At 53.7% G+C, this 15,064-nt stretch carries 12 protein-coding genes; 3 read left to right on the top strand and 9 right to left on the bottom strand.

Annotated elements, in window-relative coordinates; all coding sequences use genetic code 11:
- Positions 1-50: 50 nt before the first annotated feature.
- Positions 51-845 carry an SDR family NAD(P)-dependent oxidoreductase gene (locus tag AUQ42_RS08300; protein ID WP_068518605.1) on the bottom strand — a complete coding sequence of 265 codons (795 nt, stop codon included), beginning with the start codon at positions 843-845 and terminating at the stop codon, positions 51-53.
- 195 nt (positions 846-1,040) lie between these two features.
- On the opposite strand from AUQ42_RS08300, the gene AUQ42_RS08295 reads away from it, so the two are divergent.
- The gene (locus tag AUQ42_RS08295; protein WP_068518604.1) at positions 1,041-1,925 is read left to right on the top strand and encodes a YicC/YloC family endoribonuclease; all 885 of its coding nucleotides are present in this window, start codon (positions 1,041-1,043) and stop codon (positions 1,923-1,925) included.
- A 22-nt stretch (positions 1,926-1,947) separates the two neighbouring features.
- Positions 1,948-2,580 carry a guanylate kinase gene (gene gmk, locus AUQ42_RS08290; protein WP_068518603.1) on the top strand — a complete coding sequence of 211 codons (633 nt, stop codon included), beginning with the start codon at positions 1,948-1,950 and terminating at the stop codon, positions 2,578-2,580.
- A gap of 32 nt (positions 2,581-2,612) precedes the next feature.
- On the opposite strand, the gene rsmA is transcribed toward gmk, so the two are convergent.
- The 7 genes from rsmA to AUQ42_RS08255 all read right to left on the bottom strand — a co-directional run bounded on the left by rsmA (position 2,613) and on the right by AUQ42_RS08255 (position 12,210).
- Positions 2,613-3,482 (bottom strand): 16S rRNA (adenine(1518)-N(6)/adenine(1519)-N(6))-dimethyltransferase RsmA, encoded by an 870-nt coding sequence (rsmA, locus tag AUQ42_RS08285; RefSeq protein ID WP_101247705.1) that lies wholly within the window; start codon positions 3,480-3,482, stop codon positions 2,613-2,615.
- A gap of 5 nt (positions 3,483-3,487) precedes the next feature.
- Complete coding sequence (gene pdxA, locus AUQ42_RS08280; protein WP_068518602.1) at positions 3,488-4,501, bottom strand: 4-hydroxythreonine-4-phosphate dehydrogenase PdxA; 1,014 nt, start codon at positions 4,499-4,501, stop codon at positions 3,488-3,490.
- 21 nt (positions 4,502-4,522) lie between these two features.
- Positions 4,523-5,803, bottom strand: a complete 1,281-nt coding sequence (locus AUQ42_RS08275; protein ID WP_068518601.1) for a peptidylprolyl isomerase — start codon at positions 5,801-5,803, stop codon at positions 4,523-4,525.
- A 6-nt stretch (positions 5,804-5,809) separates the two neighbouring features.
- Positions 5,810-7,939, bottom strand: coding sequence for an LPS-assembly protein LptD (locus AUQ42_RS08270; protein WP_231856715.1), 2,130 nt, complete (start codon positions 7,937-7,939; stop codon positions 5,810-5,812).
- Positions 7,940-8,006: 67 nt separating this feature from the next.
- Positions 8,007-9,110 carry an LPS export ABC transporter permease LptG gene (gene lptG / locus AUQ42_RS08265; RefSeq protein ID WP_068518599.1) on the bottom strand — a complete coding sequence of 368 codons (1,104 nt, stop codon included), beginning with the start codon at positions 9,108-9,110 and terminating at the stop codon, positions 8,007-8,009.
- Positions 9,107-10,225 (bottom strand): LPS export ABC transporter permease LptF, encoded by a 1,119-nt coding sequence (gene lptF / locus AUQ42_RS08260; protein ID WP_228196595.1) that lies wholly within the window; start codon positions 10,223-10,225, stop codon positions 9,107-9,109. The genes lptG and lptF overlap by 4 nt, the downstream gene beginning before the upstream one ends.
- Before the next feature lie 194 nt (positions 10,226-10,419).
- Complete coding sequence (locus AUQ42_RS08255; protein ID WP_068518597.1) at positions 10,420-12,210, bottom strand: acyl-CoA dehydrogenase; 1,791 nt, start codon at positions 12,208-12,210, stop codon at positions 10,420-10,422.
- A 409-nt stretch (positions 12,211-12,619) separates the two neighbouring features.
- Here AUQ42_RS08255 and AUQ42_RS08250 point away from each other — a divergent pair, with 409 nt between their 5' ends.
- Positions 12,620-14,116 (top strand): S41 family peptidase, encoded by a 1,497-nt coding sequence (locus AUQ42_RS08250; RefSeq protein ID WP_231856714.1) that lies wholly within the window; start codon positions 12,620-12,622, stop codon positions 14,114-14,116.
- Positions 14,117-14,190: 74 nt separating this feature from the next.
- Here the strand turns inward: AUQ42_RS08250 and AUQ42_RS08245 are convergent, their stop codons facing one another.
- Positions 14,191-15,060 (bottom strand): NAD(P)-dependent oxidoreductase, encoded by an 870-nt coding sequence (locus AUQ42_RS08245; RefSeq protein WP_068518596.1) that lies wholly within the window; start codon positions 15,058-15,060, stop codon positions 14,191-14,193.
- Positions 15,061-15,064: the final 4 nt, after the last annotated feature.

The raw sequence follows: 15,064 nt of genomic DNA, 5'->3' as shown, positions 1-15,064 counted from the left end.
AAAAGGCTGCCAAATCATTGGCAGCCTTTTGTGTTTCGGTGCGGCAGATGTTATTCGCCGGTTGCGTTCTGATCTGGTGTAGATGCCTTGCGCGGCACACGGTTGGCCACCAGATCCATCAGCCATTGCGGCGTCATTTTCAGAAGGCCGATAATGATGTTCATTTGCCAGGGGAAGGCAATCATCCCGCGGTTTCGTTCAAGCCCGCGCGCGATCTTTCGTGCGGCTTTGTCGGCCTGCATGAAGAACGGCATGGGAAAGTCATTGGCATCGGTGATGCGGCTTTTGACAAAGCCCGGACAAATGACATTTACCTTGATGCCGGTTGGCGCAAGTGCCCCGCGCAATCCTTCGCCATAGACACGAATTGCGGCTTTGCTGGCGCAATAGGCCGGGGCTGATGGCAACCCGCGCCAGGACGCCTGGGACGCGACCAGTGCGATTTGGCCACGTCCGCGAACGCGCATGACGTCAATCGCCGGATCAATGGTATTGAGAACCCCGGCAACATTGGTGGCAAAGATGTCTCTGACCTGTTCGGGGCTTTCGCCAAGACCGCCGGTCCCTGCTGAAATTCCGGCATTGGCGATGACAAGGCTGAGCGGGGCCAGCTCATCACAATGCGTGACATAAGCAGTCATGGTTTCGCGATTGGTGACATCAAGAACATCGGCATAAACATTGGCCCCGGCTGCGCGACATTCGTTTTCAACAAGCCGCAAGCGCGTTTCATCCCGACCGCTGATAAACAGGGTTACGCCGGTGCGGGCAAATTGTCTGGCAAGTGCGGCACCAATGCCGGAACTGGCACCGGTAATCAGAATGGCGTGATACTGAAAGGACATGGTTGCTCGTATGCGGTTCTGAAATACAGTTTGTCGAATTTTGCGGACCATGATGCAGCAATAGGGCAGCATTATGAAATACGGGCATTTTGATCCCATATTGCAGTTATCAACGTGCCTTGAAACCTTGGCCCTTGGCGCGGTAAAGGGCAAACGTTATAAACGCGCAAACATGAAATCATACTGGATGGGAATATGACCGTATCAAGCATGACCGGCTTTGCCCGCACCGACGGTGCAGCGGAAGGTTTCGGCTGGACCTGGGAATTGCGCAGCGTCAATGGCAAGGGCCTTGATGTGCGTGTCCGTTTGAATGGCGGGTTTGAACGGCTTGAAGCCAAGGTGCGCGATGCGGTGTCCAAACGTTTCAAGCGCGGTAATATTGGTGTGACCCTTAATGTCGTTCGGGCATCGGATAGCGGGTCCTATGCCGTAAATCGTGAACTTCTTGCCGAATTGATTGCCATCGCCGAAGAGTTCGACAATACCAGCAGCCTGTCGGCCGGAACCATCGCCGATCTGATGAATGTGCGTGGCGTTCTTGAGGCAATCGAACCACAGGAAGACGAGGCAACCCGCGACGCGCGCGACGATGCTGTGCTTTCAAGCCTTGCCGATGCAATTGATCAGATGGCAGCCCATCGTGCGGAAGAAGGCGAAAAGCTTGATGCCATGCTGCGCGGACATGTCGATAATATCGAAGCCACAGTGACGCGGGCGGAAAGCTGTGCAGCTGCACGGGGGGACGCCATTCGTGAACGTCTCAAGCGCCAGGTTGAAGAATTGCTCGATGCCGGCAAGTTCGAACCAGAACGCCTGCACCAGGAAGCAGCCCTGCTTGCAACCAAGGCCGATATCCGCGAAGAGATCGATCGTCTGAAAGCACATATTTCGGCAGCACGTGACATGCTGACCAAAGGCGGTTCTATCGGGCGCAAGCTTGACTTCCTGTGTCAGGAATTCAACCGCGAAGCCAATACGCTTTGCTCAAAAGCCAATGATATCGAACTGACCAATTGCGGCATGGAGCTGAAAGTGATCATTGATCAGCTCCGCGAGCAGGTCCAGAACGTCGAATAAGCGGGCAGGGAAGGAATTCAAAATGACCGATCCACATAACCGTCGTGGTGTGATGCTGGTTTTCTGTGCCCCGTCCGGTGCGGGCAAGACAACCATTACCCGTCAGCTGCTTGAAAAAGATGACCGGATATCGCTTTCGGTATCTGCAACCACGCGCGACGCCCGTCCGGGCGAAGAAGAAGGAAAGCATTATTTCTTCAAGTCGGTTGATGCCTTCAAACATATGATTGCTGACGATGAATTGCTGGAATGGGCTGAAGTGTTCGGCAATTATTATGGTACTCCGAAGGCCCCGGTCGAAAAGGCTCTTTCTGACGGGCATGACGTGCTGTTTGATATCGACTGGCAAGGTGCGCGCCAGCTGCGTGACAAGGGCGGTGCGGACGTGGTTTCGGTCTTTATCCTTCCGCCGTCTTCGGCCGAGCTTGAACGCCGTTTGCGTGATCGCGGACAGGATGCCGACGATGTCATCATGAAGCGCATGGCCAAGGCCGGCGCAGAAATCAGTCATTGGGAAGAATTCGACTATGTCCTGATCAATGATGATCTGGAACGTTGTCTTGCCGATGTGCAGCATATTATCGGTGCCGAGCGGATCAAACGCGGCCGTCAAACCGGCTTGCCAAGCTTTGTCAAAAAGCTTCTGACCGATTGATCAACTGATAGCGCAAATGAAAAATGGCCGCTTTACGAAGCGGCCATTTCATCATGGACCTGTGTCAGGCGGACAAAGTCCGCGACGCTGAGTTCCTCCGCCCGGGCAGTTTCCGTGATTCCAGCCTTGTCGAGCAATTCACCAACATTGATATTCAGGGTTTTCAGGCTGGCGCGCAGCATTTTACGGCGCTGACCAAATGCCGCCTGGGTGATTTTGGCAAGACTTGCAAGGTTGATATCTGCCCCCCGGTCGGCTTTCGGGCGCAGTTGCACGACCGCGGATGTAACCTTGGGCGGTGGTGTGAATGCACTGCGATGAACATCAAACAGGATGTCACAGTCACACAGATATTGGCACAGGACCGACAACCGGCCATAGGCCTTGCTTTTGGGGCCCGCGACAACGCGTTCGGCGACTTCCTTCTGGAACATCAGGGTCAGGCTGGCGAACTGGTCGATCTGCATCAGCCAGCCCAGCAAAAGCTGTGTGCCGACATTGTATGGCAGGTTGGCGACAATCTTGCGCGGGGCCGGGCCAAGCTTGGTGACGTCAACGTCCAGTGCATCACCGTCAATGACGTGCAGGGCGCCGGGATAGTGGTTGCTGATTTGCTCCAGAACCGGTTGGCAACGCGGATCGCGTTCAATTACGGTCAGATTTTTTGCACCATGGAACAGCAACGCACGTGTCAGGCCACCTGGTCCCGGACCAATTTCAATGACGGTTGCGTCCTCAAGCGGGGCCGCTGCACGGGCAATACGCCCGGTCAGGTTTAGGTCAAACAGGAAGTTCTGCCCGAATTTCTTTTGTGCCGACAAGCCATGCGTTGCAATGACTTCACGAAGCGGCGGCAGGCCGTCATTGGCCAGTTTTCCAGTAGTATCGTTATCTTCTGACACGTGGGTCAGGCTCCTGTCAGGCGTTCATGTGCCATGTCCGCAGCCAATTTAAGGGCTGCTATCAGGCTATCGGGGCGGGCGATGCCTTTCCCGGCGATGTTCAACGCCGTGCCGTGGTCTGGCGATGTTCTGATAAATGGCAATCCCAGCGTGACATTTACGCCACCATGAAAATCAAGTGTCTTGACCGGGATCAGGGCCTGATCATGGTAGGGGCATAACGCAACGTCATAATTCTCGCGGGCTTCATTATGGAACATGGTATCTGCGGGCAGGGGGCCAATAACGTCCAATCCCTTCTTGCGCAATGCGTTGATGGCAGGCTCGATAATTGTTTGTTCTTCGCTGCCCATTGATCCGTTTTCACCGGCATGCGGGTTAAGCCCGGCAATTGCCAGACGCGGCATTTCAATGCCGAAATCCCGTTGCAAGGCCGTTGCTGTAATCTCGCATTGTTCAATGATGCTGTCCGACGTCAGCTGTTTGGGGACGTCGCTCAGCGCGATATGGATGGTCAGTGGAACAACGCGAAGCTTTGAATTGGCCAGCATCATCACCGGAACGGTTCCCGGTCCTGCCAGTTCGGCAAGGAATTCCGTATGACCGGGATGTTTGAACCCGGCTTCATAGAGCGCACTTTTCTGAATGGGGTTGGTTACAACGCCACAGGCCGAACCATCTTCACACAGCTTTACTGCGCGGGTGATGCTCTCGATCACCACAGTTGCGGTATTTGCCGATGCAGTACCCGATATCGGCATGGCATCGCATTCATCAAGTGCCAGAACGGGCAGGGCATTGTCAAAAACGGTGATTGCTTCCGAGATGTCCGAAACAACTTTGATCGGAACATTTTCGCCAAGCTGCTTTACCGCATGATCAAGAATCGTGATCGGTGACAGGACACAGAATGGCGACAGGCTTTCATCTTTGCGACGCAGCCATGCCTTGAGGCAAAGCTCTGGCCCGATGCCGCCAGGCTCACCGATGGTTAGTGCAATCGGTGCGATTTTGCTCATTCTGTTCCTGCCTTTGCACGATCACATACGGATGTCGATAAAGGCCTGTCGACGCAATTCACGCAGCTTGCGGCGTGCCAGGATATCAAGACGTTCCATCATGAGACGGTTTTCGATGTCCTTGCGATCGGGCAGATTGCTTTCTTCGGTTTTGTTGCAAATCATCACCAGCAGCGCACCGCCATCGACCTGAACAATATTGGATGGCTGACCAGGTTGAAGATTGGTGATCGCCTGGGCAACTGGTCCGGACAGTTCGTTGGGGGAAATGCCCTTCATTTCGCCGCTCATCTCGGAGCCAAGGTCAACCGCGACATTTGCCAATGCCTGACAACTGTTTGCGGTTTCCTGCGTGTTGCGCAGAACGGCGACTTTGGCGTCAATCTGCTCTTTTGGCATGGACTGAGACAGGGGAACAAATAACTGATAAAGGTCAAGCCTTACATCGGTAATTGCCCCTGCGTCGCCGACACGCCGGTCGAGAAGTTTGATGATATAATATCCGCGAATGGTCTGGATCGGGGCACTGACATTGCCCGGTTCAAGCTGGTTTACAGCCTGCTGCAGATCACCTGCGAGTTCGCCGGCATATAACCAGCCAAGATCACCACCATTTGCCGCACTTGCACTTGCAGAAAACTGACGTGCCAGGGCACTGAAGTCAGCTCCTTGCTGCAACGCGCCCAGAACTTCCTGTGCGGTTTGATAAACGCGTGTACTGTCTTGCGGATTGTCTACCGGAAGAAAAATTTCCTGAACGCGATTTCGCGGTTTTCCCTGGTTGTTGACAATGCGCTGAAGGTTTTCGTCAATTTCTGCTTCGGAAATCTCTACCTGACTGCGCATGGAACCCAACAGCCGTTGCCAGGCAACCTGCGGACGGATCTGGTTTTCAATTGTGCCCGGTGCGATGCCGCGCTGCTCAAGAAATGCATCAAGCGTCCCTTCGGGCAGGCCTGCATTTTGCTCGATCAGTGTTTTGCCACGGGTGATATCAGCCTCGGTCACTTCGATGCCGCGGCGCTCTGCCTCCTGCAACTGCAAGGTTTCGTTGATCAACTGCTGCAGAATTTGCGGCGCGATCTCGTTGCTTTTTTCCGGGGTCATCCGGATGTTGGATGAAACCGCAACAAGCTTGATACGTTCAACCAGATCAATGATTGAAATCGGATCATCATTCACGACCGCAGCGACGCCGACCGGCGATTGCGCCTTTGACGGGGCCGCCATTGCCAACAGGGCAATCGCGCCAACGACAGCGCAGATATTTGATATTTTGAAAATCGAAACTTTTGAAATCATGTTTTCTTACAATCCGGCTGCGGAGGCAACTTCACCCAGCGTTTTGAAGACCAGGCGGAACAGGAATTCGTCTGATTCACCAAGATCCTGGTCCTGATAGAAGGTGCGACGTATCCGCCCATCAAAGATAAAGCATTCATCTTCATACACAAAGCCGACACCATATTCCAAGGGGTCTGACTGATCTATGTCGTAGCGACCATATGCCATGCCCGACCAGTATTCAGAAAACTGCCGCTCAGCCCTGAAATATAACTCTTCGCGTTCGTTGAACTCTTCGCTACCTGCATCATCTGTGAAGTGTACGTAAGTGGTGTTCACGCGGAGCGTATCAACTGAACCAGCAGTTAATGCAACCTGATTGCGACGGGCGGAGAAATCGTCCTTATCCAAGCGATAACGATAGGTCAGGTCAAGATATTGGCTGGGCGCAACAGTAAAGCGCCCGACATAGTCAGACATATGTTCGTCAAGTCCCGATCCTTCTGCAAACGTATCATTTTCCGCAGCGCGGTAACTTTGGCCGAACATTGCACTTGTATAGCCACCGGTCGGCCCATAAAGCCCCCATTCGAGACCGTAACTGGCGCGAAAGCCGTCTTCGGCGCGGTCAATGCCACCAAACCGGTCATGGGCAAACAGATTGATATCATCAAGTTCGAAGGACTGGGAATCCTCGTTGGGAATCTCTTCCGGGTTGCCGCCATTCGGTGACCAGGCCGCCATCGCAACTGGGGTGATGACCTGATGATATGCCCCTTGATCGCTGACAAACGGCATGCGCCAGTCAATCGCGGCCAATGGAAGCATCCGTCCTGTGTATCCGCTATAGTCGTCTTTGTTGTCACGTTCCACGTCAGAGACCATATAGCTGTCGCCGCGCACAGACAGGCTGAGCTTTGTCACATCACCCAATGTGCCAACATGCGGAAGTTCCCAACCGACCTTTGCTGAAGCCCGGTGCGAGTCAGCCCCGTCCTCACGCGTCAAGGAAAGACCGTCAACATCAAGGGTCGTTATGCTTCCATATTTGGCAGGGGCTGTTTGCCCGTGGAATTGCATATGCGGCAGGACGATCGGTGTTGTGTCCCTGTCATCTCCAGATTTAAGGCCCTGGAAATAATATCCGTCAACGCGGGTGTAGCTCGCGCCCCGGAAACCCTCCGTAAACAGGTTTGAGGTCAGCACCGAAGGCGAGGCAAACCCGTAGCGTGACAGATATGTTTTCTCACTGGCCTGCTCGGCGTCAAAGCCCCAACGCCAGGTCGGGTCGATGTCAAAACGGCCTTCTGCGTCAATGTGACCTTGCCAGTCATCATTGCTGTCCTGGGTAACGCTTCCGGTTGCTTCAAGTTCCCCCGCATCAAAGCGTTGGCGATACTCGGTTGCGAGCAGTGCCCCTTCATCCAGTGTGTAGGTCGGTGTGAAGGTCATATCCTTGCTTTTGTCAATCGCCCAGTAATAGGGCTGACTGAAATAGGATCCGACATAGCTTGTGCTGCCAAAGGATGGCGCCAGAAGTCCCGATTGCCGTTTTACAGTAGGGTCCGGATGTTGCATGTAGGGGGTGTAAAACACTGGAACGCCAGCGAATTCAAGTCGGGCATCTTCGTATTCAACGGTCTTGTTTTCGGCATCGTGAAGCACACGCGCCGCACGGATACGCCATAATGGCGTTCCTGCCGTGCCGTCATCATCCTCGCAAACCTTGCACGGGGAATAGACCGCTTTGGCGATTTCCGTAAAATTACCGGCACTGCGTCGCGCACCGGTACCAGCCAGGCGGGTATTTTCATCAAGAAGAACATAGATATCTTTGACAATGCCGTTCTTGAAATCGCCACTGAGCTCCACATAGCTGGCAAAGGTTACTTCACCGGTTGGCTCTGTAATACTGACATTGCCAGATGCCGTCAGAACGTCCTGACTGCGATCATAACTGACCGTATCGGCAAGAAGGATGCGTCCTTCGCGTGAAATTTCGACATTACCGCGCGCAGTAACAGTTTGCAGCTCACGGTTATAATCAACTTCATCGGCGCTAAACAGGATAGCAGGTGCTACCTGATCCGGTTGTTGTGCATTCACATCCTGGGCTTGTGCCAACGGAATACCGAACTGGCCCCCAAAAAGCACAATGCCACATCCCAGTATTGTACTGGTTGCCAGTCTTTTTATCATTCCCCCCGCAATGGTCATCTGACTAGCCATCCTCAAGATGTAGCAATGTTGAAACCCCGAGTAACAAAGAAATACCGGCGGGTGCCCAGGCTGACAAAATTGGTGGAATTCCGCCAGAAACGCCCAAAGCTGAAATGACGTCGGTACAGAAATACAAGATGAATCCGGTTGTCACCCCACCACCGATAACAAGGGATGCCCGTCTGCGTCGAGAAAATTTAAGACAGAACGCCGCAGCAATGAGAACCATCGCACACAGCAAAAGCGGGCGCGACAGCAGGCTATGGAAGTGAATGCGGTGGCGTGTGGCGTTGAAACCGGCACGTTCCAGCAAATTGATGAATGGCTTGAGATCCCAGAACGACATGGTTTCAGGTGAAGCAAAGCTGTCCTGGATTTTGCGCGCCGTCAGGTTGGTCGGAAGCTTCATGCTTTCAGTAAACTGGCTGGCCTGACCGGGTGTAAAGGTCCAGGCATCATAAAAATGCCAGGTGCCCGGTTCAAGAACGGCACGCGCAGCGTCGATCCGGGTGGTGAAATCATCGGAATTCTGAAAGCGGAAGATTGTTACGTTGCGAAGGTCAATTTGGTCATCCTGCTGGCTGCGCACCGCGCGTGCATAAATGACAGCCTGACCATCCTGTGTGCCCTGGCGCAACCAAAGCCCGCTTGAAGACAAATTCATCACGCTGACATTGTTCTGCAAATAGCGCGCTTCGAGCATTTCATAGCGCTGCAACAGGATTGAAGATAACGGATTGAGGGCCGCGACCTGAATAGAGCCGAGGATCAATGCGCAAAGAATGGGGGGCAGCAAAAATTGCCATGCAGAAACACCGGCAGCGCGAGTGACGACCAGTTCCTGATTCCCCGTGAGCTTCCAGAACGAGAACATCGACCCGAACAAAACCGCAAATGGCAGAACCTTTTCTGTCATGAAGGGAATTCTGCTGGTCGCCATCTGAACAACAATTCCGACAGTGGCGTCCGGTTTGCTTCCAGCCCGTCTGAGAAGTTCGATCGTATCACCAATCAGGATCAGACCGATCAAAAGAGCCAGAACGGCCAGAATAGAAAACAGAACATGCTTTCCGAAATACCATGTGAGGGTCGGTGACAGTCTCATGCCTCTGCCTCTTCAGCGATCGCGCGTTTGGCACGGATCTGAGGCCCGCGGAATGTCCAGTACAAGCCCAAAATAATCGGCAGAAACGCGTTGGCATACATCAGCGGGATCAAGGCGGAATTCTTGGCCGCAAGGTTTTTCATCGCAATGCCAAGTGCCTGACAAAGAACCATGACGCCAATCGCAATCAACAGACGCCCGGTCTGGCCCCGCCGCGAGAAACTGCTTGATACCAGAACCGCAAGCGCAATGCTTGCAAATGCAATCGCGTTAAGAGGCGAAATCAATCTGTCATGCCCTTCGGCCCGGAAGGCCCCGATATCGTTTGATGCAATGTCTGGTGGTGTTCCGGTAAGAAGATTGAATACACCGCGTTCACGGGCCTCGCGATAACGCAATGTCGGGTCTTCTGCACTATGCGCGATATCAACGGCATAGCGGTCAAAATACAGGATCGACATCGTACCGTCTTCGGCGTTGACTTCCTGCCGGTTACCATCAAGCAGCACAATGCGCGGCCCTTCATCGGTTCGCAACAGCGCACCGTGCTTTGCCATCATAGTTGTCTGCTGGTCGGGGTCGCGGGAATCGTGGACCAGAATACCAAGCAACTCGTTGTCGCGACCAACTTCGCGCACATAAACGGTCAGACCATCAAGATCGGTAAAGCTCCCCTCCTGCAACAACACCGACGAAAAGTCATTGCGGATCGAGAATTGCAGTTCCTTGAACTGCTGATAGCTGTAGGGAAGGTAAAACAATGTCAGGAAATAACAAACACCCGTCGACAGCAGCGCAACAATCAGCGCCGGCTTTGCCAGCGCCCATTGGTTAAGGCCGGCTGATCGCATAATGATCAGTTCGCGATCCTGGATAAGTTTGTTGTAGGTAAAGACAATAACGAAAAACAACGAAATCGGAATGATGATCGTCAAAAAGCTCGGCAGCAGCAAAGATGTCAGCTGCAAAAACACCGAGATCGACAGACCCCGGTTCACAATCATTTCGACAAAACGCAGGCTTTGCGACAGCCAAATGACACAGAGAAGCCCCAGTGTCACAAACACCATCATAATCAGCTGCTGTTTAAGCATATATCGGGTTAAGCGATTCATCGGGCGGATTATAGAGAAGCAATCAAAAACCGAAACAGGAAATTATCGCCAAATTGGGACAAACCGTACGGAATTTCCGAATGTTGGCGTTTGCAGAAGCATCAAAGCTGTGGGGCAGGGCGTGTATTAGAAATGTCTGCGCCATCGTCGTCTTATGGCAACGATGGCGCAGCACAATCTCGGCAAAGAGTTTGTCAAAATAGTGGCTGGGTTTCGTGCAATTCTGCCCGGCGGCTATTTTCAATCTGGGTTGCCATAAATGCTGCTTCAGGAAGCAACTGTTCAAAGAAGAACCGGCATGTAGCGATCTTGCGTGCGCCAAAATCGGAAGAAATATCTGCTTTGGCCGCGGCCGTCATGGATCTGAGGATCAGCCAGCCCGATACACAAAGTGCCGCCTGTCGCAAATAAGGGGTTGCCAGAACCTGCATCATCCGGTCATCGGTGCGGCACCGTTCAATGATTGTTGCGGTGCTGTGCTCAAGCGCCTTGATTGCATGTTCAAGGGCCGTTGCCGCATCGCCAACGTCATTGCCGCTTTCGGAGCCGGAATTGCGAGTTTCAGAAATGGTTTTCCGGATATCGGTTATCAGCGCAGCAAGTGCAGCCGCGTTGTCGCGCAAGACCTTGCGCCCGATGAAATCGAGTGCCTGAATGCCGTTGGTGCCTTCATAGATCGGTGCGATGCGGGCATCACGAAGATGCTGGGCTGCGCCGGTTTCCTCGATAAAACCCATGCCGCCATGAACCTGAACCCCGAGCGATGCATTATCGACCCCAATATCCGTCGACCATGCCTTGACCAGCGGGATCAGCAGATCTGCCCGCGCCTGCGCGGCAGCTTTGGCTGTCGGGTCGTCAAGGTGATGGGCCAGATCAAGCTGGACAGCGGCATAAAGTGACAATGCACGTGCTGCTTCGGTCGAGGATCGCATGCGCATCAGCATGCGCTGGACATCGCCATGAACAATAATCGGTGCATCTTCGCCGGTTTTCGGATCGCGCCCCTGTTTGCGGGTAAGGGCATAATCAAGTGCCTGCTGATAGGCACGTTCCGAGATCGCGACACCTTGCTGTCCAACTGCCAGACGCGCGTTGTTCATCATGGTGAACATATAGGCAAGACCCTTGCCTTCTTCGCCAACAAGATAGCCGGTTGCACCACCATTATCGCCAAATGACAGAACCGCCGTCGGGCTGGCATGGATGCCAAGCTTGTGTTCAAGGGATACACAATGAACATCGTTGCGCGTGCCGATTTCACCGGTCTCGCTAACCAGAAACTTGGGAACAATGAAAAGCGAGATGCCCTTGACCCCGGCAGGGGCATCGGGTGTGCGCGCCAGAACAAGATGAACGATATTTTCCGTCATCTCGTGATCGCCATAGGTAATGAAAATCTTTTGTCCGCTGATGGCATAACTGCCGTCGTCTTTGGGAACGGCGATACTGCGGACTTTCGAAAGATCGGAACCCGCCTGCGGTTCGGTCAGGTTCATCGTCCCGGTCCATTCGCCGCTGATCATGCGTGACAGGTAAAGCGATCGCTGGGCATCCGATCCGTGCGCAATAAGTGCCTCGATCGCACCGGCCGTCAGCATCGGGCAAAGCGCAAATGCCATATTTGATGCCTGCCACATCTCCGCGACAGCCGCGCCGAGCAGGATCGGAAGCCCCATGCCACCTTCTGATTCCGGGGCAGATATGCCTTGCCATCCGCCTTCACAGAACTGGGTATAGGCATCCGTCCAGCCAGAAGCGGTTTGGACTTTGCCATTGGCAAGAAGCTTGGCACCTTCCTGATCGCCGGTGCGATTTAACGGCGCGAGTACTGATGCCGCAAATTTGGCAGCTTCTTCGAGAATGGCGTCAACAAGATCGGCACTTGTTTCGGAAAAGGCCGTTAACCCGGCAACGGTTTCAAGACCGATGACATCGTGGATGAGAAACCGGAAATCGGAAACCGGTGGCGTAAAATCGCTCATGAAAAAAGACGTCTCCCTGAAATGTGAGCCGCCCGCTCGGAACAGTCGACTTTTTGCCGACTTTGATTGTTTGGAACAGCATAACGGTGCATCGCACCAAGATCGAGTCTGTTTCAGCACGGCTATCTGTTTTCTGACTTCGACATTGGTTTAAGGGCGAAATGCGTTTGCCACTGGCAAATGGACAAAATGCTTCCGATATGACAATTCACCCCATATTGATCGCGATGTGAGCTGAATCCTCGGGTAATTCGGTCTCGAGGGGTCGCCAAGCGTATAAAGGCAGGCTAGACTTGCCCCAGTCGAGACGCATTCGCATTGCAATATTGGCAATATGGAATACCTATAGTCGCCAGACATGCATGTGAATTGTATCCGGAAGACAAGTTAACAGGACAGGAGTGGGCTTTTGCTGCGTAAAGGATTATTGCCAATTTTGTTTGCGGTGCTGATTTCGTTTGCCGGAACAAGGTTGGTCGCCTGTGCCGGGCCCGCCTGGCCAAGTGACGAAGAACGCAGATTCCTTGATGCTTATCGCGACAGCGTGACTGTTGGTGCGACTGACGAACAATTTGCCCATGCCGACAAACTGTATGTCGAAGCACTTCAGGTTCTTTCCGAAACCTATGTCGAGAAAATCGACCGTGCTGCCTTTGTCGAAAACAGCATTGCGATGCTTGATGAAATCGACACCGAAGACAAATCGCCGACCGGCATTGTCGGGGCGGTTCTTGATGACAGTTTGCACAACCTGGATCCGCACAGCGCCTATATGACAGATGACATGTTCCGTCGTCTTCAGGAAAGCACCGAAGGAAGTTTTGCCGGTGTCGGCATTGTGATCGCCCTTGATGATGACAAGCGTATCCGGATTGTTTCCCCGATCGATGACACGCCGGCCGCACGTGCCGGTTTGCGCCCCGATGACCGCATCACTCATATTGACGGGTATCAGATGAAAGGCGAACCAATTTCCGAGGCGGTCCGCAGAATGCGCGGACGGGTTGGTGATCCGGTGACTCTGACCATCATGCGCGTCGAAGACAGTTTTGATGTAACTGTCAAACGTGCGCGGATCGAAGTCCCGTCGGTCAGCGCCGCGATCATTGACCAGGATATCGGTTACATTCGTGTATCGCGTTTTGATGCGACCACCCTGGACCAGACACAGGAATACCTGTCTGAGCTGGAAGACAAGATCGCCAAGCCGCGCGGCATAATTGTTGATTTGCGACGAAACCCGGGCGGGTTGCTTGATAGTGCGGCGGACATTGCCGATCAATTCCTGACCGATGGGCTGATCGTTGCCACCGAAGGCCGTGGAGAGCGCAAATTGCGCAGCTATGAAGCAGACCGGGCGGACTTCTTTGACAAGGTCCCGATGGCCATTTTGCTGGATCGCGGGTCAGCTTCCGGTGCGGAGCTGATGGCAGCTGCCCTTCGGGAAAACGGGCGCGGTGTGATTATCGGGGAACGTTCATTCGGAAAGGGGTCGATGCAGCGGATCATGCCGTTGACGTCGGGCGGTGGACTTAAAATCACCACCGGCTATTACACCACGCCGGAAAACCATATTGTTCAGGGCAATGGCGTTATCCCGGACATCGAAGTCAATCGTGCCGATGCCGAAGAATTCGAACGCGAAATCGATCTGGCCAATGCCTTGCCCGCCCGCCGACGTGATCCGCGTCAGTCACTGGCAAAACTTGATGCCAAAAGCTGTGAACAGGATATCGCAATAACCCGCCTTGGCAAAAGCAGCCGGGACAATCTCGAAGACCAGACAGAAGACGCTGACAATCCTTATCGGGATTCTGTTCTGGAATGTGCTGTCGGGTATTTCAATGATGGTCCGCTTGCCGCATATCGCAATCAGGTTGAACCGCTGTTGCGTGCCGGTCTGTAGGACCAGATACCGTATAGAAAACAAAAAGCGCGACCGGTGCCGGTCGCGCTTTTTTCTTGTTTGGTCGGATGCTGTTACCCGCGGGCAAGCAGATCAATCAGGCTTGAAGTATCCCAGCGATTGCCGCCGCGTTCCTGCACCTGGGCATAGAACTGATCGACAAGTGCGGTGACCGGCAGGCGGGCGCCATTGCGTTTGGATTCTTCAAGGCAAATGCCAAGATCCTTGCGCATCCAGTCAACGGCAAAGCCGAAATCAAACTTGTTCTGAACCATCGTGCTGCCACGGTTTTCCATCTGCCAGCTGCCAGCCGCACCCTTGGAAATGACATCAAGAACCTTTTCCATATCAAGGCCGGCCTTGACGCCGAAATTGACACCTTCGGAAAGACCCTGGACCAGACCGGCGATGCAAATCTGGTTGACCATTTTGGTCAGCTGACCGGCACCGCTTTCGCCCATCAGCTGGCAAGAGCGTGCAAAGGCATCAATCACCGGCGCTGCGCGATCAAATGCAACCTTATCGCCGCCACACATGACGGTAAGAACGCCGTTTTCGGCCCCGGCCTGACCGCCAGATACCGGCGCATCAATAAAGGAAATGCCTTGTGCCTTGGCCGCAGCATAAAGTTCGCGTGCGACATCTGCCGATGCGGTGGTGTTGTCGATCAGGACCGCACCCTTATCCATGCCGGCAAACATGCCGCCATCGCCAAGCATGACACTGCGAAGATCATCATCATTGCCAACGCACGAAAATACGAATTCCGCCCCCTTGGCCGCTTCGGCCGGGGTCGGGGCAGAAGATCCGCCATATTCGGAAACCCATTTTTCGGCCTTGGCAGCCGTACGGTTATAAACAGTTACGTCGTGACCTGCTTTTTGCAGGTGACCGGCCATCGGGTATCCCATGACACCGAGACCGATAAATGCACATTTGGCCATTGTT

This window comes from Thalassospira sp. MCCC 1A02491, from assembly GCF_001613785.1.
GTDB lineage: Bacteria > Pseudomonadota > Alphaproteobacteria > Rhodospirillales > Thalassospiraceae > Thalassospira > Thalassospira povalilytica.
The sequence above is the reverse complement of the archived record's forward strand: the minus strand, read 5'-3'. Positions and strand labels throughout refer to the sequence as shown.